Consider the following 22,808-nt stretch of genomic DNA (forward strand, 5'->3'; position numbering starts at 1 on the left):
TCGGACAAACCGTAGCCTGCCGTCCGGTACCAAGCGAAGACGGTGTGTACGAAGTCTATTTCTGCTTCTACCGCCTCGGCCGGATTGACCTGAACGACTTCTGTTAAACTGCCCGAAAAACTGTTACCCATGTCCCCGCACAGGTGTTACCTATGTGTCCGGTCTGTACAGCTTGCGCGGGGGAGGGTTGGGGAGGGGGTGGCGGTTCGCAGAAGCGCTTGTCCGCCGTATAAATGCCGTTCAAACCTCAAGCCCCCAGACCTCCTGCAGGTGGGAAGGAATAGGTTTCAGACAGCTTTATTCCGCCAACACTTCGCCCAAAAAATCCGCCACCGCGCGGATTTTTGCCGAGCGGCGCAGGTCTTCGTGCATCACCAGATAGATATCGGCGGCAAACTCTTCCTTTGTCGCCGCGTCATACAGCCCAACCTGCACAAAGCCGTCTTCTGCGCGGACGTAGAAATCGGGCAAGAGGCCGATGCCGGTTTCGGCGGAGATGCCCGCCTTGATGAGGTCGAAATCGTTGCAGGCGAGGATGATTTTGCGCCCGGCGAGTTGTTCTGCCTGCCACAAGCCATGCGCACCGGCGATGTTCAGGCAGAGAAAGGCCTGCTCGTCGCGCGGGCGGTTTTTCAGGTAGGCGGCGCGGGCGTAGAAGCGGTAACGGATGGGGCGCAGGCGACGGACGACTAGGTCGTTTTGCGTCGGGCGGACGATGCGCAGCGCAATATCCGCCTGGCGCGCGTGCAGGTTGCTGATTTGTGCGTCGCTTTGCAAGACAAGACGGATGTTGGCATGGCGGCGGGCGAAGGCGGCAAAGTGCGGCATCAGCAGCCCCTTGGCGACCAGCGGTGGCGCGGAAATGACGACTTCCGCCATTTCCTCGCGCTGCTCGCGCGCGGTGCGCAGCAGGGTGTTCATGCCGACGGCGATGTCCTGCGCCTGCGCGTAAATGCGCGCGCCGTCTTCGCTTAACAGGTAACGGCGGCCAATGCGGTCAAACAGGCGCAGGCCAAGCGTCGCTTCCAACCGCGCGATGCGACGCGAGACGGTGCTGTGCTGCACGCCAAGCGCTTCGGCAGCAGCGGTCAGGGTTTGTTTTTCTACGAGTACGGCAAAGTGGTGCAAGTCGTCCCAGTCGGTCATGGCGATACTTTCGTTGTTTGTGCGTGAATCGTCGGCGGTCGGCGATTTTTCGTATTTTAAGCGCCCTGCGCACAAACTAAACTGCCGTTCCCCGATACACAGGAACCAATCATGAAAAAACTGCCAAAGAAATACGCGGGCGTGCTCTTTTCCTTTTACGCCTCGGCAATCATGGTGCTAATCGTCAGCGGCGTGCTGGTCGCGCTGAACACCGGTCTGGACGCGGGCTATGCGCTGCGCCTCGCCAAAGCCTATCTAATTACCTGGCCGGTCGCCTTCGCCAGCTTGCTGGCGGTGCGGCCGCTGGTGGTGAAGCTGGTGGCGGCGAGTGTGGCGGAGTAGGACGGTATGAAAGGCCGTCTGAAAACCCGTTTTACGGTTTCAGACGGCCTTTTAACGGCTTGCGGAAACGTCATTCCCATCAAAGCGGGCGCGGCTTCATTGTCCGCGCAGAAACAGAGCGTCGAGGTCTTTCAGCGTCAGTTTCACCCAAGTGGGGCGGCCGTGGTTGCACTGGTTGCTGCGCGGGGTGTTTTCCATGTCGCGCAGCAGGGCGTTCATCTCGGGCAGGGTGAGGCGGCGGCCGGCGCGGACAGAGCCGTGGCAGGACATGGTGGCGAGAATGCGGTTTTCGCAGACTTCGACGGCCTGCGAGGCGCCGACTTGGGCGAACTCGCGCAGCATGTCGCGGGCGAGGCTTTCGATGTCGGATTTGCCGAGCATTTGCGGCACGGCGCGCACGGCGATGCGGTTTTCGCCGATGGCGGAGAGGTCGAGGCCGAAGGCGCGCAAGTCGTCGCCGTGGTCGGCGAGGGCGGCGGTTTCTTCGCGGGTGGCGGCAAAGGAAACGGGGATGAGCAGCGGCTGGCTGTTCAGACGGCCTTGCGCGTCGCGCTGGCGTTTCATCTTTTCGTAATTCACGCGCTCGGCGGCGGCGTGCATGTCTATCAGCAGCAGGCTGTCGGTGGCTTGGGCGAGGATGTAAATGTCGAGCAGCTGGGCAATAGCGAAGCCGAGTGGGTGTTCGGGGAGGCCGTCTGAAACGCTGTCGGCAGGCGCGGGCGGCGCGGGGGTTTCAGACGGCCTGCCGAAGCGCTGCTGTTCGAGTTCGGCCAGTTCGCGGTCGTCTTGCGGGCTCTTGCGGTAGAGTTCGGCGTAGGTGTCGAGGGCGCGGCGGCTTTCGTTGAGGCTGAGGCTGCGCTGCTGCGGCACGCGGGCGGCGGGGGTGTAGGCGGCGGGCGCGCTTTTGCCGGAAGGCGCGGGCGGGGTGTGGAGGCCGTCTGAAACAGCGGCGGACGGGTTTTCAGACGTGGTTTCAGACGGCCTGTCGGAGACGCCCATGATTTGGTGCAGCACGGCGCCGGCGTTGCCGACGCTTTCGGTGCGGTCGGCGCGGGTATCGGCCAGCACTTTGTCGAGGCTGTGGAAAATGAATTGGTGGACGGCGGCGCTGTCGCGGAAGCGGATTTCGGTTTTGGCGGGGTGGACGTTGACGTCGACGGCTTCGGGCGGCAATTCGAGAAAGAGGACGAAGGCGGGGGTGAGGGCGTGGTGCAGCACGTCGCGGTAGGCCTGTTTGACGGCGTGCAGCATGACTTTGTCGCGCACGAAGCGGCGGTTGACGAAGCAGTATTGCTGCGCGCTTTTGCCTTTGGCGAAGGTGGGTTTGGCAATCAGGCCGCGCAGGCTCATGCCGCCTGCGGCGGCGGATACGGGCAGGGAGGCCGTCTGAAAATCGGCGCCGAGCACGGCGGCGATGCGCTCTTCGAGGCTTTGCGGCGGGTAGGAGAACAGGGTTTTGCCGTCGCGTTTGAAGGTGAAGGCGACGGCGGGGTTGGCGAGGGCGAGGCGTTCGACAACGGCGGCGCAGTGGGCGTTTTCGGTGGCGTCGGATTTGAGGAATTTGCGGCGGGCGGGGGTGTTGAAGAAGAGGTCGGCCGCTTCCACCGTGGTGCCCTCGGGGTGGGCGGCGGCGGTAACGGCGGAGAGTGCACCGTCTTCGGCGCGGATCTGACAGGCGTGGCTTTGGCCGCTCTGGCGGCTGGTGAGGGTGAGGCGGCTGACGGAGGCGATGCTGGCCAGCCCTTCGCCGCGAAAACCCATGCTGGCAACGTGTTGCAGATCGCCGAGGCTGGCGATTTTGCTGGTGGCGTGGCGCGACAGGGCAAGCGGCAGGTCGTCGGGGTGGATGCCCGCGCCGTTGTCGGTGACGCGCAGCAGCTTCACGCCGCCCGCACCGGCCTCCGCTTCGATGGCCGTCGCGCCCGCGTCGAGGCTGTTTTCGATGATTTCTTTCAGGGCGGCGGCGGGACGTTCGACCACTTCACCGGCGGCAATCTGGTTGACGAGGTGGTCGGGCAGGGCGGCTATGCGGGACATGGCGGGGCTCGTTCGGTGGGAAAAGGCGGCATTATAAGGCAAAGGGCGATGAGGCCGTTCCCACGTAGGCGGGAACGGCCTGTTCTTTCGGTTTTGCGTCAGTCTTTGCGGCCGAGAAAACGCTGGATTTTCGCGCCGAGTTTGAGCACCTGCGCCAGCGTGCCGGCGGGAAGTTTGATCATCTCGCGCGTCCAGCCGGTGGCGATGTCCATAAATTCCTGCGTGTCGCGGATGCGTTTTTGCACCTGCTCGTTTTCCTGCGCGAATTCGGGTGTGGATATCAGCTCGTTGAGAAAGTGCAGGGTGGGTTCGATTTCGCGCTGCTGGCGCTGCTCGACGATGGTTTTCACCAGCACCCACACGTCGTCGGAAGTGGTGAAATAGTCGCGGCGGTCGCCGAGCTGGTGGACGGTCTGCACCAGTTTCAGGCTTTGCAGCTCTTTGATGCTGTTGCTGACGTTGGAGCGGGCGACGGTGAGGGTTTCGCTGATTTCTTCGGCGTTCATCGGCCGACCGATGATGTAGAGCAGCGCGTGGATTTGCGCCACGGTACGGTTGACGCCCCATTTGGAGCCCATTTCGCCCCAGTGGAGCACGAATTTCTGCGTGGTTGGATTCAGTTTCATGGCGCGCATTATTGGATTTTTGCAAATTTCCGTCAAGACAGAAATTGCCCGCTGCCCTATAATCCGCGCCGTTTTGCCAACCCTATTTGGAGTCCCGACCGTGAACATCCGTATCATCGACCACCCCCTCGTCCGCCACAAACTCACGCTGATGCGCGAGGCCGATTGCAGCACCTACAAATTCCGCACGCTCACCAACGAGCTGGCGCGCCTGCTCGCCTACGAAGCCAGCCGCGATTTCGCCACCGAAACCTACACCCTGCAAGGCTGGTGCGGCGAAATCGAAGGCGAGCGCATCAAGGGCAAAACGATCACCGTCGTGCCCATCCTGCGCGCCGGTTTGGGTATGCTCGACGGCGTGCTCGACTTGATTCCCACCGCCAAAATCAGCGTCGTCGGCCTGCAGCGCGACGAAGAAACGCTCAAACCCGTGTCCTATTTTGAAAAATTCGTCAGCAAAATGAACGAGCGACCCGCGCTGATTATCGACCCCATGCTGGCCACCGGGGGCTCGATGGTGGCGACCATCGACCTGCTCAAAAGCAAAGGCTGCACCAACATCAAAGCCCTCGTCCTCGTCGCCGCGCCTGAAGGCGTGAAACTGGTGAACGACGCCCACCCCGACGTCACCATCTACACCGCCGCCCTCGACAGCCACCTCAACGAAAACGGCTACATCATCCCCGGCCTGGGCGACGCGGGCGACAAGATTTTCGGTACGAAATAAGCATTCCGTTTTCCCAACCCGATGCAAAAAAGGAAACCCCATGAGTTTTCAAGACAATCTCGCCGCCATGCCCGACATCGCCCGCCTTTCGGGTCTGAACGTCCTCGACGCGGCAGGCAACATCCTTCACCACATTCCCGCCGCCCCCGGCAAGCTCGGTTCGCTCAAACTCTACAACGCGCTGGCGCAGGAATTTTCCGGCCGCCTGAACGGCGCAGCCGCCGCGCGCGGGCTGGAGTTGTTCGCCGAACACACCGCCGACGCCCAAGCCAACCCCGGCAAGCACCCGAATATCGACCTGCTGTTTAAAGTGCGGGCGGAAAACTTGGATTTGCGCCTCGAAGCGCTGGCGCGGTAAACGCGGTTTGCCGAAGCAAAAAGGCCGTCTGAAAGCCCCGGATTTGGGTTTCAGACGGCCTTAAATTACGTGTGTCGTGTGGCGCATACGCTACGTTGTCCCCTCTCCCGCTCTGTACACCCCGCAAGCGGGAGAGGGAATGCAGTAGCCGATACATTTCAGGCTGCCTGCCAAACCGCACAAGCAGCCTAAGCCCCAACCCAAAACACCCGAAAGCCCGCCATGCCCGCCGTTGACCAACTCACCACCCTAATCGAAGAAGCCTACCGCCTGTTCGCCCCCTGCCGCGCCGGTTTCCCGCTGGCGATTTGCACCTGCGAATGCTGCTCGCCCGCAGACTTCCAGCGCGAACTGCTACGCTTTCCCCTGCGCGACATTCCCGAAGACTATCTGCAGGCCTACCTCGGCAGCGTCCCATTGGACGACGAAGCTGCTACTGCTCGCGACATGAAACACTTTCTGCCACGCATTCTCGAAGCCATCGTGCGCGGTGAAGACATCCGCAGCTTGGAAGAAATGCAGCTCGACAAACTCCGCTGCGATCTGTCCGAAGTGTGGTCGGCTGCCGAGCTGGACTTTATGCACCGCTTCGCCCGCGCCTGGTTTGTGCGACAACTCACCGCCGCACCCGACTACGGCAACCCCGCCGCCGCACTCGTCATGTTCCACTACGCCGATTTGGACATCACCGCCGAACTGCTCGACATCTGGACGCAGCACGCCGACCGCCTGCCCGCGCTGGCCGACTTTGTCGAAACGTGGACGGCGCTGCCCGTCGGCAGCAAAAAATGGCGGCAGGATTTCTACCTGCCCGCCGGCCGCCGCCAAGACCCCGCCGTTTTCAACCAAGCCTTTGCGCAATGGTTTGAAAACCCCGCCACCCGCACCGCTTTCCACGCCGCCCTTGAAACCGCGCTGCTGGCAGGAAACGTTTCCGCTGACGAAGTGCCGCTGTGGGAATGCTGCTACGATGCTCTCGAAAGCAGCCTGAAAGCGTCAAAGGCCGTCTGAAACCGCCAAACTTGCCGCCCTGCACAGTTTCCTCAGCGACTTATGTCTCCGCCCTGTACAACACAGCACTTTCGGCAAGCGTGATAGGGAACTCTGTCGGCCGAGGGTTTCAGACGGCCTTAACGGCGCTGTGGGAAAAAGAGGAGCGGGTTGTTTGGCAGTTGGCTGAAACTGCCGCCCGTCTGAAAGCGGTGTCCCTTCATGCCATGCAAAAGGCCGTCTGAAAACCGCAAACGGGTTTTCAGACGGCCTCTTTGCTGCGGGCGGCGGCTTTATTTGTTGGCCGCTTTGGCCAGCGCCGCGCCTTTGCTGCGGGCGGCGGCCTGCGGGGCGGGGGCTTTCATGCCGCGTTCTTGGCGGACTTTGTCGATGATTTCTTCCACTTTTTTCATCGAGACGTCCCAGTCGGTGCCGGTGAAGATAACGCGGTATTTGCCGCCGACGATGAAGGTGGGCGTGCCGTTGATGCCCATTTGTTCGGTCAGCTCGGCCATTTGTTTGGCTTGCGCCTGGTTGCCGAAGGAGTCGTAGGCGGCGGTAAGTTTGGCGCCGTCGAAGGATGTTTGCGCGGCCGCCCATTGTTTGAAGGTGGCGGGGTCGGACAGGTTGAGCCGCTGCTCGTAGATGGCTTTGAACACGGGCAGGTTGGCTTGGTATTTCATGCCGCTGCTGTTGACGGCGGCGGCGATGCGCGCCATGCCTTCCATTTCTGGCTGCCAAACGACGTGGATGGGGCGGATGTAGGTGTCGCTGCTCCATTTTTTGCTGTGTTTCTGCAAAACGGGTTCGAGGTGGAAGCAGTGGACGCAGAAGTAGCCGAAGAATTCGGCCACTTCGATTTTGTCTTTCTGTTGCTGCGGCAGGGGTTTGGCCAAGACGGCGTAGTCGGTGCCTTCCTTGATTTCGGCGTGGGCGGCGGCCAGGCCGAGGCTGAGGGCGGCGGCGAGGAGGGTGTGTTGCAGTTTCATGATGTCGGTTTCCTTGTGTGTCGGTGGAGGGTTAGCGGGCGGGACGGGCGAAGCTGTCTATGCCTTTCTGTTGCAGGGTTTGGCGGGTGAGTGCGGCGGCATCGGCGGCAAGGGGGGCGGTTTGCACGCGGTACATGGTTTTGCCTTGAACCGTGGCTTCGGCGATGTGGGCGTCGACGCCGACTGCGGCGAGTTTGGCGCGCTGCACTTCGGCTTTGTCGCGGCTGCCGTAGGAGCCTGCCTGTACGATGATGCGGCTTTTGCCGCCGGCGCTGCTTGGCGTTTCGGTTTTGCCAGTGCGGCCGCTCAGGGCGTCTTGCGCTTTTTTGCGTTCGGCTTCGCGGTCGGTTTTGGCCTGGTCTCGGCCTGCTTTGCCGTTGAGAATCTGCTCGGGCGTGGGCTTGGCCTGCGGTTTGTCGGTTTTTTTGCGTTCGGCTTTGGGCTTTTCTTTGTCGGCTTCGGTTTTGTGCGGCGGCAGTGCGTCGGGGATGCCGATAATGTCGGAGGGTTCGTTGTCGTCTTGGGCTTTGGGTTCGGAAGACGGGGTTTCTTTGGGTTCGCCCGTGCTGATGTTCTGCGGTTCGGAAGCGGGTTGGTGTTCGGGTTGGGGCGGCGGCGCGGGTTCGGCCGGTTTTTTCGGTGTGAGGATTTCGGGCGGGGGGAGTTCTTTTTCCACCACGGGGTCTTTGAAATCGCGTTTGCGGCTGGTTTCGAGTATGTAAACCAAGCTGCCGATGATGACGGTGGCCAGCAGCAGGCCGATGATGAAGCCGGTAAAGCCTTTACCGTAGGGTTTCTCTGTTTTCATTGATTGCAACTACCTTTATTGATGTGGGAGAGGCCGTCTGAAAAGGGGCGGCGGCCTGTTTGCCGGGAAAAGGCGGCGTATTCTAGCAAATATTCAGACGGCCTGTTGCGCTTGTTTTGTCTTCGGTGAAGCCGCGCTTTCAGACGGCCTTCCACCGCCGTTTACATGGAGCGGCGGAAGCCGGCGGCGCGCAGGACGTGGCCGCGCGCCACTTCGGTGTCGCCCGCGAGGTCGGCGATGGTGCGGGCGGTGCGCAGGATGCGGTGGAAGCTGCGGGCGGAGAGGGAGAGTTTTTCCAGCAGCGCGCCCAGGGTTTCTTTGGCTTCGGCGGAGATGTCGGCGGCTTCGTCGATTTCGGTGGGGGATAGGGCATTGTTGAGTTTGCCCTGCCGCTTTGTCTGCTGTTCGCGGGCGGCGAGGACGCGTTCTAAAACGGCCGCGCTGGGTTCGCCCGCTTTGGCACTGACGAGTTCGGCGGCGGGCAGGGCGGGTACTTCGATAACGAGGTCGATGCGGTCGATAAGGGGGCCGGAGATTTTGTCGCGGTAGCGGCGCACGGCGTCGGGCGTGCAGCGGCAGGGTTTGGACGGGTGGCCGTGGTAGCCGCAGGGGCAGGGGTTCATGGCGGCGATAAGTTGGAAGTCGGCGGGAAAGACGGCCTGGCGGGCGGCGCGGGAGATGTGGATTTCGCCGCTTTCGAGGGGTTCGCGCAGGGCTTCGAGCACTTTGCGGTCGAACTCGGGCAATTCGTCGAGAAACAGCACGCCTTTGTGCGCCAGCGAGATTTCGCCGGGGCGGGGGTCTGAGCCGCCGCCGACGAGGGCGACGGCGCTGGCGGAGTGGTGCGGGCTTTTGTAGGGACGGCTGCGGCCGGGGGTTTGCGTGTGGTGCGGCAGCAGGGACTGCACCGTCCACACTTCTATCAGTTCGTCGTCGGTGAGCGGCGGCAGGATGGAGGGCAGGCGTTGGGCGAGCATGGATTTGCCGGTGCCGGGCGGGCCCATCATCAGCAGGCTGTGTCCGCCTGCGGCGGCGATTTCGAGGGCGAGGCGGGCGGTGTGCTGGCCTTTGACGTCGCGCAGGTCGGGCAGGTTTTCGTTTTCAGACGGCCTCTGCGGCGGCGTTTCGGCGCGGGGCAGGGGTTCGATGCCGTTGAGGTGGGCGGCAACGGCGGCGAGGCTGTCGGCGCCGTAGGCTTCCACGCCCTGCATCACGGCGGCCTGGGCGGCGTTTTCAGACGGCATGACGAAGGCGCGGCGCGCCTGTTTGGCCTGCCAGGCCATGGCCAGTCCGCCGCGTATCGGCCGCAGCAGGCCTGAGAGGGCGAGTTCGCCGGCAAATTCGTAGGCGGGCAGTTTTTCGGCGGAAATCTGGCCGGAGGCGGCGAGGATGCCGAGGGCGATGGGCAGGTCGAAGCGGCCGGATTCTTTGGGCAGGTCGGCGGGGGCGAGGTTGACGGTGATTTTTTTGGCGGGAAACTCGAAGCCGCTTTGGATAAGGGCGGCGCGCACGCGGTCGCGGCTTTCCTTCACTTCGGTGTCGGGCAGGCCGACGATGTTGAATTGCGGCAGGCCGTTGGCCAGATGGGTTTCCACTTCCACGGGCGGGGCGTTCATACCTTCGAGGGCGCGGCTGTGGACGACGGCAAATGTCATGCGCTTTCCTTTTTAATGTCGGCAGGAGGCCGTCTGAATGCTTTCAGACGGCCTGCGTTTATTTGAACAGCAGCATCAGCAGCAGCGCAATAGCGATGGCGGCGAGCCATAGGCTTTGGCGGTGTTGGATTTTCACCAGATGCAGGTAGGCGTCGCGCATTTCTTTTTGGCGGTTTTCGTCCACCAGCGCGGCGACTTTGCGCGGCAGGGCGGGCAGGATTTGCGCCCAGTCGGGGGCTTCGTTTTTCAGGTTGCGCCACAGGGCTTTGGGGCCGATTTGTTCGTTCATCCATTTGCTGAGGAAGGGTTTGGCGGTTTTCCACAAATCCAAATCGGGGTCGAGTTGGCGGCCGAGTCCTTCGATATTGAGCAGGGTTTTTTGCAGCAAGACAAGCTGCGGCTGGATTTCGACGTGGAAGCGGCGGCTGACTTCAAACAGGCGCATCAGCACGAGGCCGAATGAGATTTGCGAAATGGGTTTGTTGAAAATCGGTTCGCACACCGAGCGCACGGCCGCTTCGAGCTCTTCGGCGCGGGTTTCGGGCGGCACCCAGCCCGATTCGATGTGGGCGGTGGCGACGCGGTGGTAGTCACGGTTGAAAAAGGCGAGAAAGTTGATGGCCAGATAGCGTTTGTCGTAGTCGGTAAGCGTGCCGACGATGCCGAAATCCAGCGCGATATAGCGGTTGTCGGCGGCCACAAGAATATTGCCTGGGTGCATGTCGGCATGGAAAAAGCCGTCGCGGAACACTTGGGTGAAGAAGATTTCCACGCCGTAATCGGCGAGTTTGTGCAAGTCGATGCCTTGCGCTTTGAGCGCGGCAATGTCGGATACGGGCGTGCCGTCCATCCATTCGATGGTCAATACTTCGCGCGCGCAGTAGTCGTAAAACACTTTGGGCACGATAAGCATGGCGCTGTCTTTGAAATTGCGCCCGAGCTGGCTGGCGTTGGCCGCCTCGCGCATCAGGTCGAGTTCGTCGTGCAGGTATTTGTCGAACTCGTCCACCACTTCGCGCGGGCGCAGGCGTTTGCCGTCGGCAAAGAGCCGTTCCGCCCAGCCGGCGCAGAAACGCAGCAGCGCCAAATCCTGTTCGATAACCGGCAAAATGCCCGGCCGCAGCACTTTTACCGCCACTTCTTCGCCGCTGTAAAGCCGCGCCCTGTGCACCTGCGCCACCGACGCGCTGGCGACGGGCACGGTTGCAAATTCGGCGTAAATTTCGTTCACCGGCCTGCCCAAAGCCTTTTCAATCTGGCGTCGCGACAGTTCGGCATCAAACGGCGGCACTTTGTCCTGCAATTTGGCGAGCTCCACCGCGTAGGCGTGCGGAATCAGGTCGGGACGGGTAGAGAGCACCTGGCCGAATTTGACGAACACCGGCCCCAAGCTCTCCAAAGCCAGCCGCAGGCGCACCGGTAAAGGCTCGTCCTGCGCCAACCCGGCTTTGGGCAGCAGGCGCAGCAGGCGGCGCTGCCAGCCTTCCCGCGCCAGCGGGGCAATCAAATCGGCCAGGCCGTAGCGGCGGATGGTCTGCCAAAGGGTTTTACTGCGTTTGAGCCATTTCATAGCGGGCGTTTCCGGTGGAAAAAACAGGGCGCGATTATAAGGCATAGCAGGGGCGGGGTGAGAAACGGCAAAAAGGCCGTCTGAAAAGGGCGGCGCAGCGCGAAAATATGACAAAACTTGACGCTGCGGGAAAATGCCTTAACAATACGTCCTCCCATTAATCAAACATAAAAGAGAGACAAGCATGAAAGCAATTTCCCTTCCCACCTTGCTGATTACCGCATTCGCCCTGGCTGCCTGCGGCGGCAATTCGTCCGACAACGCCGCATCCGGCGCGGCGCCTGCCGCCGAGGGCGGATCTGCCTGCGCGCAATATGAAAAAGCGTTTAACGATATGTTGCAGGGTCTGCCCGAAGCGCAGCGCGAAGATGCGAAAAAAACTTTTGCAACAGGCATGGAAGCGATGAAAAACCTGCCGGCCGACCAGCAGGAAGCCTACTGCCAGGAATCCCTGAAAGGCCTGAAAGGCGAAGCCGTACAAACTGAGGAAGATAAAGCCGAAGCAGCTTCCGAAGCGGCCGAAGATGCCAAAGAAGCCGCAGCAGATGCCAAAGAAGCTGCTGACGATGCAAAAGAAGCCGCTTCCGAAGCAAAAGAAGCCGCCCAGTAAGCCGGGCATACGAAAGGCCGTCTGAAAAACCGAAAACCGGTTTTCAGACGGCCTTTTAAGGTTGGCCGTTTGTTAATTTTGCACCTTGATAAGGAACACCCGATATGAAAAAACCGATATCCGCCCTGATAGCCGCCGTTTTCCTCTCTGCCGCCCTGCCTGCCGCCGCACATCTGCCGCCGCCGCAAACGAAGGCGGGCAGCGAAGAAGGCCGTCTGAAACAGGCTGAAGCCGACATTAACGCCGGACGCGGCGACGCAGCCGTAAAAGCGCTGCTGCCGCTGGCCGAAGCGGGCGACGCCGAAGCGCAGGCGCTGCTGGGCAAAGCCTACTACCTCGGGCGCGGCGTGGAAAAAGACGAACAAAAAGCACTGTTTTGGGACAAAAAAGCCGCCGAAAACGGCAGCCTTCGCGGCATGAACAACCTCGGCGTGATGTATCACGAAGGACGAGGCGGCCTCGCCAAAGACTTTGCCGAAGGCACAAAATGGATACGCCGTGCCGCCGAAAAAGGCTATGCCGTGTCGCAGCGGAATATGGGCGCAGCCTACGAAGAAGGCAAAGGCGTGGAGCGGGATGAGGCGCAGGCCGCCCTTTGGTACCGCAAAGCCGCAGAACAGGGAGATGCCTTGTCGCAGTCCGCCCTCGGCACGCTTTATTTTGACGGCAAGGGTGTGGCGCAGGACGACAAACAGGCCTTCGCCTGGTATGAAAAAGCCGCCAAACAGGGCAACACAATAGCGCAGAACAATTTGGGCTTTATGTACGGAGCGGGACGCGGCGTGGCGCAAAACCTAGCCGAATCGCTCAAATGGTACAAAAAAGCCGCCGCGCAAAACAACGCCACCGCCCAATACAACATCGGCGTGATTTACGCGAAGGGCACAGGCGTGAAACCGGATCAGAAACAGGCGGCGCAGTGGTATGAAAAGGCCGCCGCACAGGGACACGTCCGCGCGCTGAGGGCTTTGTCCGTGCGCTATTCTTTGGGCGAGGGCGTCGACAAGGACGAAAAACGCGGCATCGAGTTGCTGACACAGACTGCGGAACAGGGAGACACTCTGGCGCAAACCGTGCTGGGCGGCCGCTACCTGACAGGCAGCGGCGTGAAGCAGGACAAAGAAGAGGCCGTCAAATGGCTGACCCGTGCCGCCGAGAAGGGCGACGTCCGCGCCGCGCGGCTGCTCAGCACCGCCTACCGCGACGGATTCGTTGTCGAAAAAGACGACGGCAAAGCCGTTTACTGGCTGGAAAAAGCGGCGCAGCTGGGACAGGCGCAGGCCCAATACGATCTGGCGCTGCGCTACCGCCAGGGCAAAGGCGTGCCCAAAGACATGGCGCAGGCCGTCAAGTGGTACCGCAAAGCCGCCGAGCAGGGACGCGCCGACGCGCAATACAACCTTGCCGTTGCCTACCGCGCGGGCGACGGCGTTGCCAAAGACGACGCGCAGGCGGTCGAATGGCTGCGCAAAGCCGCCGAACAGGAAACGTCGTTCTCCGTGCTGGCGCAGCACGAATTGGGCTTTATGTACCTGCGCGGCAACATCCTGCCCAAAGACCCGAAACAGGCCGCCTACTGGCTGGACAAAGCATCGCGGCACGGCTATGTGCGCGCCAAGAAAAAACTCGCCGCCATGAGTGTGGCGGGCGAGGGTGTGGAAAAAGACGATGCCAGAGCCGCCGAACTGCTACGCGACGCCGCCGAAGCGGGCGACGCCGACAGCCGCCTGATTTTGGGCTTGGCCTACAAAAACGGTTTCCTGACCCTGCCGAAGGATTGGCAACAGGCCGAATACTGGCTGCGTAAAGCATTGGAGCAGGGCAGGAGCGAGGCCGACCCGTATCTGCAAGACATCGAAAAGGCCAAACGCAAACAGTAGGGTGTGTTGGCAAGCAACCCCGTGACTGCTGCGAAAAGGCCGTCTGAAAACCCGCAATCGGGGTTTTCAGACGGCCTTTCGCTTATCCGACGAACGGGTGGTCAAGCCTCGTTTTCCTGTTCCTGTGTTTCTTTGTGCCGCCGCAGCCATTCGAGGGCGGCGGCTTTTTCCTCGGGGCTGCCGTATTGCGCGTTGCGGCGGTAGCGGCGCAGGGCGGCTTTTTCTTGGGCGGCCTGCAACTGCTGCGCTTTGAAACGGTCGCGGTTGGCGGGGGTGCTGCGCTGCGCCTGTTGCGCGTTGGCGCGCGCCATGGCCTGCGCGATGAGGTCGGCGGGGTTGATGGCGGGTTGGGCGGCGCGGCGGGCGGCGGTTTCGCGGGCGCTGCGCTGCGCCGCTTTTTCGGCGGCTTCGCGCGCTTTGCGTGTTTCGCGGTTCTGCCAGCGGGCGCGGGCGTGGGCGGCGGCGGCAAAGCGCGGGTCGGTTTCGTTGTCGGACAGGGAGCGCGCCTGCGGCAGGAAGGTGTCGGCAGACGGGTTTTCAGACGGCCTCATGTGGATGCAGTCGACGGGACAGGGGGCAACGCACAGGCCGCAGCCGGTGCATTCTTCGGCGATAACGGTGTGCATGAGTTTGGATGCGCCCATGATGGCGTCGACGGGGCAGGCGCGGATGCAGGCGGTGCAGCCGATGCAGGCGGACTCGTCTATCCAGGCCAGCGCGGGGGCTTGCGTTTTGGTGGGGGCGAGTGGCGGTTTGCCGAGCAGTCGGGCGATGTCGAGCATCACCGTTTCGCCGCCCGGCGCGCATAGGTTCACCGCCGCTTCGCCCGCCACCAGCGCTTCGGCATAGGGCAGGCAGCCGTCGTAGCCGCATTCGCGGCATTGGGTTTGCGGCAGCAGGCGGTCGATTTGGCGGGCGGATACGGCGGTCATGGCGGAATCGGGTTTTGGTCGGTAAAAAAAGGGCGGCATTGTAACAGATGGATTTGCAAGGCGTTTGTTTGGCTCGGCATATAGGACAAAATGGAGGCTATCAGCCATCTTTAACTGATAGATAATCTTTAATAAACATAATCTTATTTCCATCCTGCATACCATGATGGCAATCAAAATAGCGCTTGGGGATTGAGCCGCTTGTTGCCGCTAAGTTGTCTGTCGCAGGTGTGGCATTTGTAGCATTGTCTGGCGTTTCGGCAGCCGTTCTTTTTGATTTGTTTTGAGCCGCAAAAAGGGCATTTTTTGTATTCAAAGCCTTTGGACCCCTTTAAAGCCTTATAGGATAAGGCTTGTAGGGAATTTTTAGCCTCCATTTTGTTACTCACGCTCCGCATTCAGATGTCTTGCAAAAGTCGCCGCAGCGGCACAGTGCCATCCCGGCCTTCCCGCGCGGGCGTGGCTGGCAAGAGGCTGTCTGAAAGGGCGGTCGGTGTTTCGGCTGCGCCGGAACTGCGCTTTCAGACGGCCTCTGCGGGTTTGGCGTTACGCCTGTCTGCCGCGTGCAAAGAACCCGGGCGCTTATTTTTTGCGGCGGCGGGGCAGGGTGTCGGGCAGGTTGACGCGGCTGTAGAAGCTGCCGTTAATCTGTGTGACGTTGATATGGTACAGGCGGTAGGCGGTGAAGAGTTCGCGGTCGGGCGGCTGCGGGTTTTGCCAGAACTCGGCCAGCGGCTGGCGCGAGGTGAGGCCGGGGATGTCGTAGTGGGCGCGGCCGAGCAGTTTGACGGGCATGTTGTGGATGAGGGCGGAGAGGCCGCTGGTGCTGTTGAGCGTGACCATGCCCGCGCCGTGGCGCAGGAAGACGGGCAGCGGCACGTCGTGGACATAATAAATGCGCCGTTTCAGGTCGGGATGGCGGGCGGCGAAGGCGGCGATGTCGCGGCTGTAGTCGGTGAAGCCCCTGTCCATCGGGTGGTGTTTGATGATGAGCGTGGTGTCGGACGGGGCGTGGGCGGCGAAAGATTCGAGAACGTGCAGCAGGAAGTCGCGCACGGAGGCAAAGTCGCTGTGGACGTGCACTTGGCTGTCGTTGAACACTTGCAGGGGGACGATGAAGAAGCGGCCGAAGCGGCCTTTGGCCGTTTGGGCGGCAAAGCGGTGGTCGAAAAGTGCGTAGCCCGCGCGGCGGATGCCCGAGCGCAGCCACAGGCCGATGTAGTGCGGCAGGCCGAAGGCTCGGTGGTGGCGGTAGGCGGGGTAGCGGCTGCTGAAGAGGTTGGCGGCGGCGTAGTACCACATGGCGCGTTTGGCGCGCGGCCGGAAACCGTCGGGCACGGGGGCGGGCGGGCGGTATTGCTGTACGGCGAGTTTGCGCTGCGCTTTGAGAAAGAAAGAACCCTCGCGCGGCAGCGGCGAATGGGCGTTGACGCCGCCTTCTTCGAGGGTGACGAAGTGCGGGCGGAAATAGCCTTCCTCAAACGCCCAGAAGGACACGCGCGCCGCCACGCAAATTTCTTTGGCAATAACGTGGTAGAGGCGGTTGTCGCCGAAGCAGACGACGGCGTCGATTTTGTGTTCTTTGAGAAACGGGGCGAGAAATTCCGCGAAGGCTTCGGGCGTGCCGCGGTAGGCGCTGACGCCCTCTGCGGCGGGATAATAGGCTTCGTCGCCGCCGTTGAAGTTGATTTTGAATACGCGCGCGCCGCGGGTTTCCAGCCAGTCGGCCAAACGGCGGAAGAAGGGGCCGACCGGCCCCTGCAAAAGCAAAACGCGCCGCTTGCGGGCGAGTTTTTCCAGATTCGACGGGATGGGTTTCATGAGGGAAAAATGTGGTTTGCGGCGTGCGGCCGCCGTTTTGGCGACGACGGCTGTTGTTAAGGGGCGGTATTTTAAGCGTTAATGCTACCGTATTTCAAGTTTGTAAACCGTTTGTTCCGCAAAGGGCGGCGTAATGCCGCTCAGCCGATAAAGCGGGCGGCGTAGGGGCAGCTGGCGGTGAGTGGGATGTTGTGTCCGGCGGCGTGCGCCATCAGCGCGTCTACCAGTATTTTTGCCAGCCCGCGCCCTTGGAAATCGGGCGAGACTTCGGTGTGGTATACGTCCCAGCCGCCGTTGTGCTCGCGGTAGGCGATGTGGCCGGCTTCGGTGCCGTCGATGGTGAGGGTGAAACGGTGCTGTTCGGGTTGGTGGGTGACTGTGTTCATGGTGTTCTCCTTGTGTTTCAGGGCATGGCCGGGCGGTGGAAGCGGGGGAGGATGTGGCCGCTGTCTTTGAGGCGCACAGACTCCAAAACGTATTCGGCATCTTTGCGGTCGTTCGGGTCAAGGTTGTCCTGCAATAGGGTGCGCAATACCGATTCGGCGCGGGTGAAATCGCCGCTGATGCGGTAGATACCGGCTAGGGCGTAGCGGGCGGACTGTTTGTCTTGGGGGCTGCCCGGTTCGCGCAGGGCTTTGTTCAGGTGGGACAGGGCTTTGCGGTGGAGCCGTTTGAGTTCGGCACGGGAGTAGGGTTCGCCGGGGTATTTGCCGTTAGCGGCACGGAAATAGAGCCAACCGACGGCGGCGGGGCTGTATTCGCCCGACAGTTCGGCAAAGGCGGCTATGCGGTGGGCGTTTTCGGTGTGCGCGGGCAGGTTGCGGTAGGCTTTGCTGTTGATGATTTTTTCGTAGTGCGCCAGCTCTTGTTTGGTGAATTTGCCGTATTTGGCGGTTTTGAACACCAGTTTGTTGCCGGGGCAGATTTGGTATTCGGGCGCGCTGTCGTGCATCGTCGCCCAAAATTCTTCGCCGCCGACGGGGCAGGCGATTTCGCTTTGCGGCGGGGGAAGCAGGGCAAAGGCGCTGCCTGCGGCGGACAGCATAATCAGGAGGAGAAGGCGTTTCTTCATGTGCATTCCTTGCGGTTTGGGAAGGGTTTGAGCTTGTGCCCACTTTGCGGGGAGGCCGTCTGAAAGGTTTTAACTTCGTTGAAGCTTCGCTTTCAGACGGCCTTTTGTCCGGCGTTTGGATGGGGGCGGCCGGCAATCAGCATTTGTGTGCCGAACCAGCCCCAGTAGATGCGGTGGCGGGCGATGAGGCCGTCTGAAAGCTGCATCAGTTCGAGGATATCTACTTGGCCGCCGTCGGGCGTTTGGTGCGGGTATTCCCAAATCAGGGTGTCGCCGCCGGTGAAGAAGCGGCCGTCTTCGCGGTACCAGCGCACGAGTTCGTTCGGGCGGCGGCGCGTGCCTTCTTCGAGGAAGGCGAGGATTTCGCTTTTGCCGCGCAGGATGCCGCTGTCGCGGTTCATGATGGCGGGAACGAGCGGGCTTTCGAGAACGGCGTCGTCGGCATAGAGGGCGATGAGTTTTTCCGTGTCGCGGTTTTTAGCGTGTTCGTGCCAGTCGCGGTAGATGCGTTCGAAGTCGTTCATGTTTTTTCCTTTTCGGGTTTGCGCTTGTGTTTTCGGTTTTCAGACGGCCTTTGTGTTGCTTGGCAGAGGCCGTCTGAAAAGGCCGTTGCCCCGCTTTCAGACGGCCTTACGAAGCCGCAGGGCGTTGGCGAGCACTAGAAGTGAGCTGAGGCTCATGCCTAGGGCGGCGAGCCAGGGGGTGACGAAGCCGGCGGCGGCCAGCGGCACGGCGATGAGGTTGTACACACTCGCCCACCACAGGTTTTGCCGGATAACGGCGGCGGTGCGTCTTGCCTGGCGCACGGCGGTGGGGATGACGGACATGTCGTCGTTGAGCAGCACGATGTCGGCGCCCGCGCGGGTGACGTCAGCACCGCCCGACACGGCGGCGGAAACGTCGGCGGCGGCGAGGACGGGGGCGTCGTTGATGCCGTCGCCCACCATCAGCACCACGCCGCCCTGCCGTTGCAGGGTTTTAACGTAGGCGGGTTTGTCTTCGGGCGCGGCTTCGGCGCGGAAGGCGTTGGCGTGGAGGCTGTCGGCCAGCGCGGCGACGGCGGCTTGGCGGTCGCCGCTGAGGATGTGCAGTTTCAGGCCGAGGCTGCGCAGCTCGGCGGCGGTTTGCGGCACGCTGTCTTTGCTTTGGTCGGCCAGCAGGAACAGGGCTTGGAAGCCGTGGCGGCTGCCCAGCGCGATAAGCGTGCCTTGCAGGGCGGGATCGTCGGTTTCAGGCGGCCTCTGTCCCGCTGTTTCGCCGACAAATTCGGGTTTGCCCAATGCCCACAGGCCGCGTTCGCCGTTGACGGTGAGATTGGCGCTGACGCCGTGGCCGACGCGGTTGGCACGCTCCTGCGGCGCGAGGTCGGGGAGGTCTTGCGGAAGCGGCAGGTCGTTAAAGGCGCGGGCGATCGGGTGTTCCGACTGCGCTTCGAGCACTTGGGCGATGTGCAGGGCTTGCTCTTCGCTCAGGCTGCCGGTCAAGACGGTTTTTTCGATTTTCAGACGGCCTGCAGTGAGCGTGCCCGTTTTGTCGAACACGGCGTCGGTGGCGGCGGCCAGCGTTTCCAATGCGCTGCCGCCCGCGACGAGCACGCCTTCGGCGGCGAGTTTGCCGGTGCTGGCGGCCAGCGCGGTGGGCGTGGCCAGTGACAGGGCGCAGGGGCAGGTGATAACCAGCAGCGACACGGTAATCCACAGTGCCTGATGGATGTCCGCGTGCCACCACCAGAAAAGGAACACGGGCAGGGCGAACACAATCATGCCGCCGACAAAGCGTGAGGCGTAGCGGTCGGCCAACAGGGCGAGGCGCGGTTTTTGCGACAGGGTTTTGTCGAGCAGGCGGGCGATGTGCGACAGGCGGGTGTCGCCGCCGACGCTGTCGGCGCGGACAATCAGCGGGCTTGCGGCGTTGAGCGTGCCCGCCGTGACCTTGTCGCCCGCGCGTTTGGCGACGGGCAGGTTCTCGCCGGTGAGCATGGCTTCGTCGGCCTCGCTCTCGCCTGAGAGCACCGTGCCGTCGGCGGGAATGACTTCGCCCGCCTTCACCAGCAGCACGTCGCCCGCCGCCAGCCGCGCCACCGCCGCTTCTTCGCTGCGCTCGCTGCGGGGATAGTCGGGCAGCACATGGCAGAAGGCGGGCACGAGTTTCACCAGCCGCTCGGCCGCGTCGCCCGCCTTCTGCCGCGCACTCTGTTCCATAAACCGTCCCAGCGACAGCAGGAACACCAGCATCGCCAGCCCTTCGAAATACATGCCCTGTCCGGCGTTGGAGAGCAGCGCGTACACGCCCGCGCCGAAGGCCAGCCAGACAGACAGCGCAATCGGCGTGTCCATGCCCGCGCGGCGGTTTTTGATGTCGCGCAGGCAGCCTCGGTAAAACGGCACGGCGGCATAGAAAATCACGGGCAGCACCATCAGGAAGCCGCCCCAGTGCAGGATGGTGAGAAACTGCGGCTCGATGTCGTCGTAAAGATAGGTCGGCAGGGCGAACATCATCGTCTGCATCATGCACATGCCTGCCACCGCCAGCCGCACGATGGCCTTTTTGCGCGACTTCTGCGCCGCCTCCTCGGACTTGCGCGCGTCGTAGGGCAGGGCGGCGTAACCCGTCTGCCGCACCGCCAGCAGGATGTCCGACAGCTTCGTGCGCCCCTCGTCCCAACGCACCCGCGCTTTGAGCGTGCTGTAATTGAGTTCCGCCGACAACACGCCGTCCAGCCGCAACAGCCGCTGCTCGATCAGCCACACGCAGGCGGCGCAGGTCACGCCGTCGAGCATCAACACCGCCTCGCGCCCGTTTTCCGATACGGCGGCAACGAAATCGCGCTGCACGTCGGGCAGATCGTACAGTTTAAGCTGCGCCAGCATATCGGGCGGCGGCAGCGCGGCCTGCTCCGCATCGGCGGTGCGCCGGCGGTAATAATTGCCCAAACCCGCGTCGATAATGCTTTGCGCCACGGCCTGGCAGCCCGCGCAGCAGGCGGGATGCTCCTGCCCTTCGTAGGCAATGTTCAGATGCAGACCCTCGGGCACGGGCTCGCCGCAATGGAAACAGTTGGCTTCGTTTTTCATGGCGGAGGATTGTACACGCTTTGGCGGCGGCGGCGGGGCGGGCTGAGGCCGTCTGAAAAAGCACGCGGGGGGTTTTCAGACGGCCTCAGCGGCAGACGGCCTCCCGTTTCGTCGTTTACCCGTTTGGGTTACACTGCGCGCCGTTTACGTTTCATACCCCCAAAATAATTATGATAAAGTAATAAGAAAAGGCGGCAAAAGGCCGTCTGAAAGCATGAAACAGGGCTTTCAGACGGCCTTTTTATTGCGTTGAAGCTGCGCTTTCAGACGGCCTCAATCCTGCGTCGGCAGTTTTAAGAAATGGTCGCGGTAGTAGCGCATTTCTTCGATGCTTTCGAGAATGTCGTCCAACGCTTTGTGCGAGCCGCGTTTGACCACGCCTTTGGCAAGGGTGGGATGCCAGCGTTTGGCCAGCTCTTTGAGGGTAGAGACGTCGAGGTTGCGGTAGTGGAACCAGGCTTCGAGGCGCGGCATGTATTTCTGCATGAAGCGGCGGTCTTGGTGGACGGAATTGCCGCACATGGGCGAGGCTTTTTCGGGTATCCACTCGGCGATGAAGCCGAGCAGCTTTTGTTCGACTTCGGCTTCGGTGAGGTGCGACTGGCGCACGCGCTCGGTGAGGCCGGTGCGGCCGTGGGTGGCGGTGTTCCATTCGTCCATGGCGTCGAGAATTTCGTCGCTTTGGTGGACGGCGTAGACTTCGGATTGTGCCAAGACGTTCAAATCGCTGTCGGTGATGATGACGGCGACTTCGATGATGCGGTCGGTTTCCGGGTTCAGCCCGGTCATTTCCATGTCTATCCAGCAGAGGTTGTTTGCGTTTTGGGTCATTTCAGACGGCCTTCGGTCAGTGAAAAAAAACGGGCGGCATTATAGCGGAGGCGGGGGCAAGAGGCCGTCTGAAAAGGGCTCAGGCAGCCTTTTAACTGCGTTGAAGCTGCGCTTTCAGACGGCCTTTTTGCGTTTGGCGGGTGCGGGCGGGCGGTCTGCCGTTTCAATCCGCCCGCTGCGGCATGGCAGTGAAGCCGAGTTGTTCGGCGCGGCCGCGTTCGGCGGCGGGGATGGTGTAGACGTTGATGCTGCCGGTTGCGCCGCCGCAGACTGCGGGGAAGGCGACGCCCTGCATTTGGTCTTTGCGCTCGGCGTATACGGGGATGCCCTCGAGCAGGCGGCGCATTTGCCGTGTGTCTATACCGCCGCCTTGGCATTGGCGGGATTCGTCGGAGCGGTAGACTTCTATGGTGGCGTTTTCAGACGGCCTGCCGCTTGTGGCGCAGGCGGTGCAGAGGAGGGCGGACAGTAGGACGGAAAGGGCGGGTTTCACGATGGTTTTTCCTTTTTCGGAGGGACGGTTTCGGCTGTGTCGGTAATCGGCGTTTTGGCGGCAGCCGTGTCGAAAACGCCAAACGGGTTTTCAGACGGCCTGTCGGCGGAGGCCGTCTGAAAACGCGGTTAGTGCTTGTTTTGCTAACCGTTTTGCGCCAGATAGTCGAGGATTTCGTGGCGGAAATCAGAATTTTTGCCGAGGCCGGACAGTTTTTCGTGCAGGCAGGCGCGGATTGCGTCGGAGCGGTAGCCGCGTTCGGCAATGGCGAACAATGCCCATGATGCCTTGCCGCGCGTGCCTGCGGCCAGTTGTTTGAGCAGGAAACTTTCGATGTACGGCCGCTTCGGCAGATAGGCGGAGACAAAGATCAAAGCAAAAATAAGGGCGGCGGCGAGGGCGGCAAAGTATGGGCGGACGGTGTTTTCAAAGCGGGCGTAGTCGGACGGAGCAAGGGTCTGCCTTCCGAACAGATGGGCCAGGGCAATCAGGCTTTCGGCTTTGACGGTGGTTTTTTCGCCGCTTTGCAGGATGGCGGCGAGAGTGCCGCCGATTTTGCCGGTTTGCGCCGGTGTCAGGGCGGTTTGCATTTGGCCGGTGACGAAAACGGCGGCGGCTCTGGTTTTGGCGTATTGGCCGTCCAGCAGCCGGTATACGGTATCTTCGATTTGCGCGTAGGGGAGGTGTTGCAGGGCGCGGGCGGCGGCGTAGCGGAGGGTACGGCCGGTGGCGGGGTCGGCAATCAGGCCGGCAAGCTGCGCGGCGTTTTGCCCGCGGCACAGCAGGTAGGCTTGGTGTTCTTCGTCTTGCTGCCGTTGTCTGTCCATGGTTGTGTTTTCCGCTTCGG

The 22,808-nt window shown here is 61.9% G+C and carries 23 protein-coding genes; 6 read left to right on the plus strand and 17 right to left on the minus strand.

Annotated features, from left to right (window positions below; all coding sequences use genetic code 11):
* Window positions 1-297: 297 nt before the first annotated feature.
* Window positions 298-1,146 carry a LysR family transcriptional regulator gene (locus ACLD9W_RS00790; protein WP_410840246.1) on the minus strand — a complete coding sequence of 283 codons (849 nt, stop codon included), beginning with the start codon at window positions 1,144-1,146 and terminating at the stop codon, window positions 298-300.
* 111 nt (window positions 1,147-1,257) lie between these two features.
* Between ACLD9W_RS00790 and ACLD9W_RS00795 the strand changes: the two genes are divergently transcribed.
* Complete coding sequence (locus ACLD9W_RS00795) at window positions 1,258-1,488, plus strand: DUF2798 domain-containing protein (RefSeq protein WP_410840247.1); 231 nt, start codon at window positions 1,258-1,260, stop codon at window positions 1,486-1,488.
* Between the two features lie 96 nt (window positions 1,489-1,584).
* On the opposite strand, the gene mutL is transcribed toward ACLD9W_RS00795, so the two are convergent.
* Together mutL and ACLD9W_RS00805 are read right to left on the minus strand one after the other, a co-directional pair.
* Complete coding sequence (gene mutL, locus ACLD9W_RS00800; protein WP_410840248.1) at window positions 1,585-3,525, minus strand: DNA mismatch repair endonuclease MutL; 1,941 nt, start codon at window positions 3,523-3,525, stop codon at window positions 1,585-1,587.
* Between the two features lie 98 nt (window positions 3,526-3,623).
* Window positions 3,624-4,151, minus strand: a complete 528-nt coding sequence (locus ACLD9W_RS00805) for a GbsR/MarR family transcriptional regulator (RefSeq protein ID WP_410840249.1) — start codon at window positions 4,149-4,151, stop codon at window positions 3,624-3,626.
* A gap of 151 nt (window positions 4,152-4,302) precedes the next feature.
* Here ACLD9W_RS00805 and upp point away from each other — a divergent pair, with 151 nt between their 5' ends.
* The 3 genes from upp (at window position 4,303) to ACLD9W_RS00820 (ending at window position 6,247) form a co-directional block, all read left to right on the plus strand.
* Window positions 4,303-4,878: a uracil phosphoribosyltransferase gene (gene upp, locus ACLD9W_RS00810; protein WP_410840357.1), complete on the plus strand. Its 576-nt coding sequence runs from the start codon at window positions 4,303-4,305 to the stop codon at window positions 4,876-4,878.
* A 40-nt stretch (window positions 4,879-4,918) separates the two neighbouring features.
* Complete coding sequence (locus tag ACLD9W_RS00815) at window positions 4,919-5,236, plus strand: DUF2322 family protein (RefSeq protein WP_410840250.1); 318 nt, start codon at window positions 4,919-4,921, stop codon at window positions 5,234-5,236.
* A gap of 222 nt (window positions 5,237-5,458) precedes the next feature.
* Window positions 5,459-6,247, plus strand: coding sequence for a hypothetical protein (locus tag ACLD9W_RS00820; RefSeq protein WP_410840251.1), 789 nt, complete (start codon window positions 5,459-5,461; stop codon window positions 6,245-6,247).
* Between the two features lie 272 nt (window positions 6,248-6,519).
* On the opposite strand, the gene ACLD9W_RS00825 is transcribed toward ACLD9W_RS00820, so the two are convergent.
* From ACLD9W_RS00825 to ubiB, 4 genes are all read right to left on the minus strand, one after another.
* Window positions 6,520-7,215: a thiol:disulfide interchange protein DsbA/DsbL gene (locus ACLD9W_RS00825; RefSeq protein ID WP_410840252.1), complete on the minus strand. Its 696-nt coding sequence runs from the start codon at window positions 7,213-7,215 to the stop codon at window positions 6,520-6,522.
* Between the two features lie 31 nt (window positions 7,216-7,246).
* Window positions 7,247-8,023 carry an SPOR domain-containing protein gene (locus tag ACLD9W_RS00830; RefSeq protein WP_410840253.1) on the minus strand — a complete coding sequence of 259 codons (777 nt, stop codon included), beginning with the start codon at window positions 8,021-8,023 and terminating at the stop codon, window positions 7,247-7,249.
* A gap of 161 nt (window positions 8,024-8,184) precedes the next feature.
* Window positions 8,185-9,678, minus strand: coding sequence for a YifB family Mg chelatase-like AAA ATPase (locus ACLD9W_RS00835; RefSeq protein ID WP_410840254.1), 1,494 nt, complete (start codon window positions 9,676-9,678; stop codon window positions 8,185-8,187).
* 58 nt (window positions 9,679-9,736) lie between these two features.
* Window positions 9,737-11,248: a ubiquinone biosynthesis regulatory protein kinase UbiB gene (gene ubiB / locus ACLD9W_RS00840; RefSeq protein WP_410840255.1), complete on the minus strand. Its 1,512-nt coding sequence runs from the start codon at window positions 11,246-11,248 to the stop codon at window positions 9,737-9,739.
* Between the two features lie 184 nt (window positions 11,249-11,432).
* On the opposite strand from ubiB, the gene ACLD9W_RS00845 reads away from it, so the two are divergent.
* Window positions 11,433-11,858, plus strand: a complete 426-nt coding sequence (locus ACLD9W_RS00845) for a DUF5339 family protein (protein ID WP_410840256.1) — start codon at window positions 11,433-11,435, stop codon at window positions 11,856-11,858.
* Window positions 11,859-11,962: 104 nt separating this feature from the next.
* The gene (locus tag ACLD9W_RS00850; protein WP_410840257.1) at window positions 11,963-13,738 is read left to right on the plus strand and encodes a tetratricopeptide repeat protein; all 1,776 of its coding nucleotides are present in this window, start codon (window positions 11,963-11,965) and stop codon (window positions 13,736-13,738) included.
* 101 nt (window positions 13,739-13,839) lie between these two features.
* Here the strand turns inward: ACLD9W_RS00850 and ACLD9W_RS00855 are convergent, their stop codons facing one another.
* From ACLD9W_RS00855 to ACLD9W_RS00900, 10 genes are all read right to left on the minus strand, one after another.
* Window positions 13,840-14,670: an RnfABCDGE type electron transport complex subunit B gene (locus tag ACLD9W_RS00855; protein WP_410840258.1), complete on the minus strand. Its 831-nt coding sequence runs from the start codon at window positions 14,668-14,670 to the stop codon at window positions 13,840-13,842.
* A 100-nt stretch (window positions 14,671-14,770) separates the two neighbouring features.
* On the minus strand, window positions 14,771-14,986 hold the full coding sequence (locus ACLD9W_RS00860; protein ID WP_410840259.1) for a hypothetical protein: 216 nt from the start codon (window positions 14,984-14,986) through the stop codon (window positions 14,771-14,773).
* Window positions 14,987-15,252: 266 nt separating this feature from the next.
* Window positions 15,253-16,491 carry a capsule biosynthesis protein gene (locus ACLD9W_RS00865; RefSeq protein WP_009426750.1) on the minus strand — a complete coding sequence of 413 codons (1,239 nt, stop codon included), beginning with the start codon at window positions 16,489-16,491 and terminating at the stop codon, window positions 15,253-15,255.
* A 140-nt stretch (window positions 16,492-16,631) separates the two neighbouring features.
* Window positions 16,632-16,877 (minus strand): GNAT family N-acetyltransferase, encoded by a 246-nt coding sequence (locus tag ACLD9W_RS00870; protein ID WP_009426752.1) that lies wholly within the window; start codon window positions 16,875-16,877, stop codon window positions 16,632-16,634.
* 17 nt (window positions 16,878-16,894) lie between these two features.
* Window positions 16,895-17,563 (minus strand): hypothetical protein, encoded by a 669-nt coding sequence (locus ACLD9W_RS00875; protein WP_410840260.1) that lies wholly within the window; start codon window positions 17,561-17,563, stop codon window positions 16,895-16,897.
* A 92-nt stretch (window positions 17,564-17,655) separates the two neighbouring features.
* A complete protein-coding gene (locus tag ACLD9W_RS00880) occupies window positions 17,656-18,087 on the minus strand; it encodes a nuclear transport factor 2 family protein (RefSeq protein WP_395429007.1) in 432 nt (143 codons plus the stop codon).
* A 96-nt stretch (window positions 18,088-18,183) separates the two neighbouring features.
* On the minus strand, window positions 18,184-20,637 hold the full coding sequence (locus tag ACLD9W_RS00885; protein WP_410840261.1) for a heavy metal translocating P-type ATPase: 2,454 nt from the start codon (window positions 20,635-20,637) through the stop codon (window positions 18,184-18,186).
* A gap of 273 nt (window positions 20,638-20,910) precedes the next feature.
* Window positions 20,911-21,468 (minus strand): oligoribonuclease, encoded by a 558-nt coding sequence (gene orn, locus ACLD9W_RS00890; RefSeq protein ID WP_410840262.1) that lies wholly within the window; start codon window positions 21,466-21,468, stop codon window positions 20,911-20,913.
* A 163-nt stretch (window positions 21,469-21,631) separates the two neighbouring features.
* On the minus strand, window positions 21,632-21,961 hold the full coding sequence (locus ACLD9W_RS00895; RefSeq protein ID WP_410840263.1) for a hypothetical protein: 330 nt from the start codon (window positions 21,959-21,961) through the stop codon (window positions 21,632-21,634).
* A 143-nt stretch (window positions 21,962-22,104) separates the two neighbouring features.
* The gene (locus tag ACLD9W_RS00900) at window positions 22,105-22,788 is read right to left on the minus strand and encodes a hypothetical protein (protein WP_410840264.1); all 684 of its coding nucleotides are present in this window, start codon (window positions 22,786-22,788) and stop codon (window positions 22,105-22,107) included.
* Window positions 22,789-22,808: the final 20 nt, after the last annotated feature.

The sequence above is a fragment of the Neisseria sp. WLZKY-1 genome, from assembly GCF_046546535.1.
Classification (GTDB): Bacteria; Pseudomonadota; Gammaproteobacteria; order Burkholderiales; family Neisseriaceae; genus Neisseria.

Bases quoted from the DNA above. Each gene is read 5' to 3' on its own strand.
- ACLD9W_RS00790 (WP_410840246.1), bottom strand. From the start codon at position 1,146: ATGACCGACTGGGACGACTTGCACCACTTTGCCGTACTCGTAGAAAAA.
- ACLD9W_RS00795 (WP_410840247.1), top strand. From the start codon at position 1,258: ATGAAAAAACTGCCAAAGAAATACGCGGGCGTGCTCTTTTCCTTTTAC.
- mutL (WP_410840248.1), bottom strand. From the start codon at position 3,525: ATGTCCCGCATAGCCGCCCTGCCCGACCACCTCGTCAACCAGATTGCC.
- ACLD9W_RS00805 (WP_410840249.1), bottom strand. From the start codon at position 4,151: ATGAAACTGAATCCAACCACGCAGAAATTCGTGCTCCACTGGGGCGAA.
- upp (WP_410840357.1), top strand. From the start codon at position 4,303: ATGCGCGAGGCCGATTGCAGCACCTACAAATTCCGCACGCTCACCAAC.
- ACLD9W_RS00815 (WP_410840250.1), top strand. From the start codon at position 4,919: ATGAGTTTTCAAGACAATCTCGCCGCCATGCCCGACATCGCCCGCCTT.
- ACLD9W_RS00820 (WP_410840251.1), top strand. From the start codon at position 5,459: ATGCCCGCCGTTGACCAACTCACCACCCTAATCGAAGAAGCCTACCGC.
- ACLD9W_RS00825 (WP_410840252.1), bottom strand. From the start codon at position 7,215: ATGAAACTGCAACACACCCTCCTCGCCGCCGCCCTCAGCCTCGGCCTG.
- ACLD9W_RS00830 (WP_410840253.1), bottom strand. From the start codon at position 8,023: ATGAAAACAGAGAAACCCTACGGTAAAGGCTTTACCGGCTTCATCATC.
- ACLD9W_RS00835 (WP_410840254.1), bottom strand. From the start codon at position 9,678: ATGACATTTGCCGTCGTCCACAGCCGCGCCCTCGAAGGTATGAACGCC.
- ubiB (WP_410840255.1), bottom strand. From the start codon at position 11,248: ATGAAATGGCTCAAACGCAGTAAAACCCTTTGGCAGACCATCCGCCGC.
- ACLD9W_RS00845 (WP_410840256.1), top strand. From the start codon at position 11,433: ATGAAAGCAATTTCCCTTCCCACCTTGCTGATTACCGCATTCGCCCTG.
- ACLD9W_RS00850 (WP_410840257.1), top strand. From the start codon at position 11,963: ATGAAAAAACCGATATCCGCCCTGATAGCCGCCGTTTTCCTCTCTGCC.
- ACLD9W_RS00855 (WP_410840258.1), bottom strand. From the start codon at position 14,670: ATGACCGCCGTATCCGCCCGCCAAATCGACCGCCTGCTGCCGCAAACC.
- ACLD9W_RS00865 (WP_009426750.1), bottom strand. From the start codon at position 16,491: ATGAAACCCATCCCGTCGAATCTGGAAAAACTCGCCCGCAAGCGGCGC.
- ACLD9W_RS00870 (WP_009426752.1), bottom strand. From the start codon at position 16,877: ATGAACACAGTCACCCACCAACCCGAACAGCACCGTTTCACCCTCACC.
- ACLD9W_RS00875 (WP_410840260.1), bottom strand. From the start codon at position 17,563: ATGAAGAAACGCCTTCTCCTCCTGATTATGCTGTCCGCCGCAGGCAGC.
- ACLD9W_RS00880 (WP_395429007.1), bottom strand. From the start codon at position 18,087: ATGAACGACTTCGAACGCATCTACCGCGACTGGCACGAACACGCTAAA.
- ACLD9W_RS00885 (WP_410840261.1), bottom strand. From the start codon at position 20,637: ATGAAAAACGAAGCCAACTGTTTCCATTGCGGCGAGCCCGTGCCCGAG.
- orn (WP_410840262.1), bottom strand. From the start codon at position 21,468: ATGACCCAAAACGCAAACAACCTCTGCTGGATAGACATGGAAATGACC.
- ACLD9W_RS00900 (WP_410840264.1), bottom strand. From the start codon at position 22,788: ATGGACAGACAACGGCAGCAAGACGAAGAACACCAAGCCTACCTGCTG.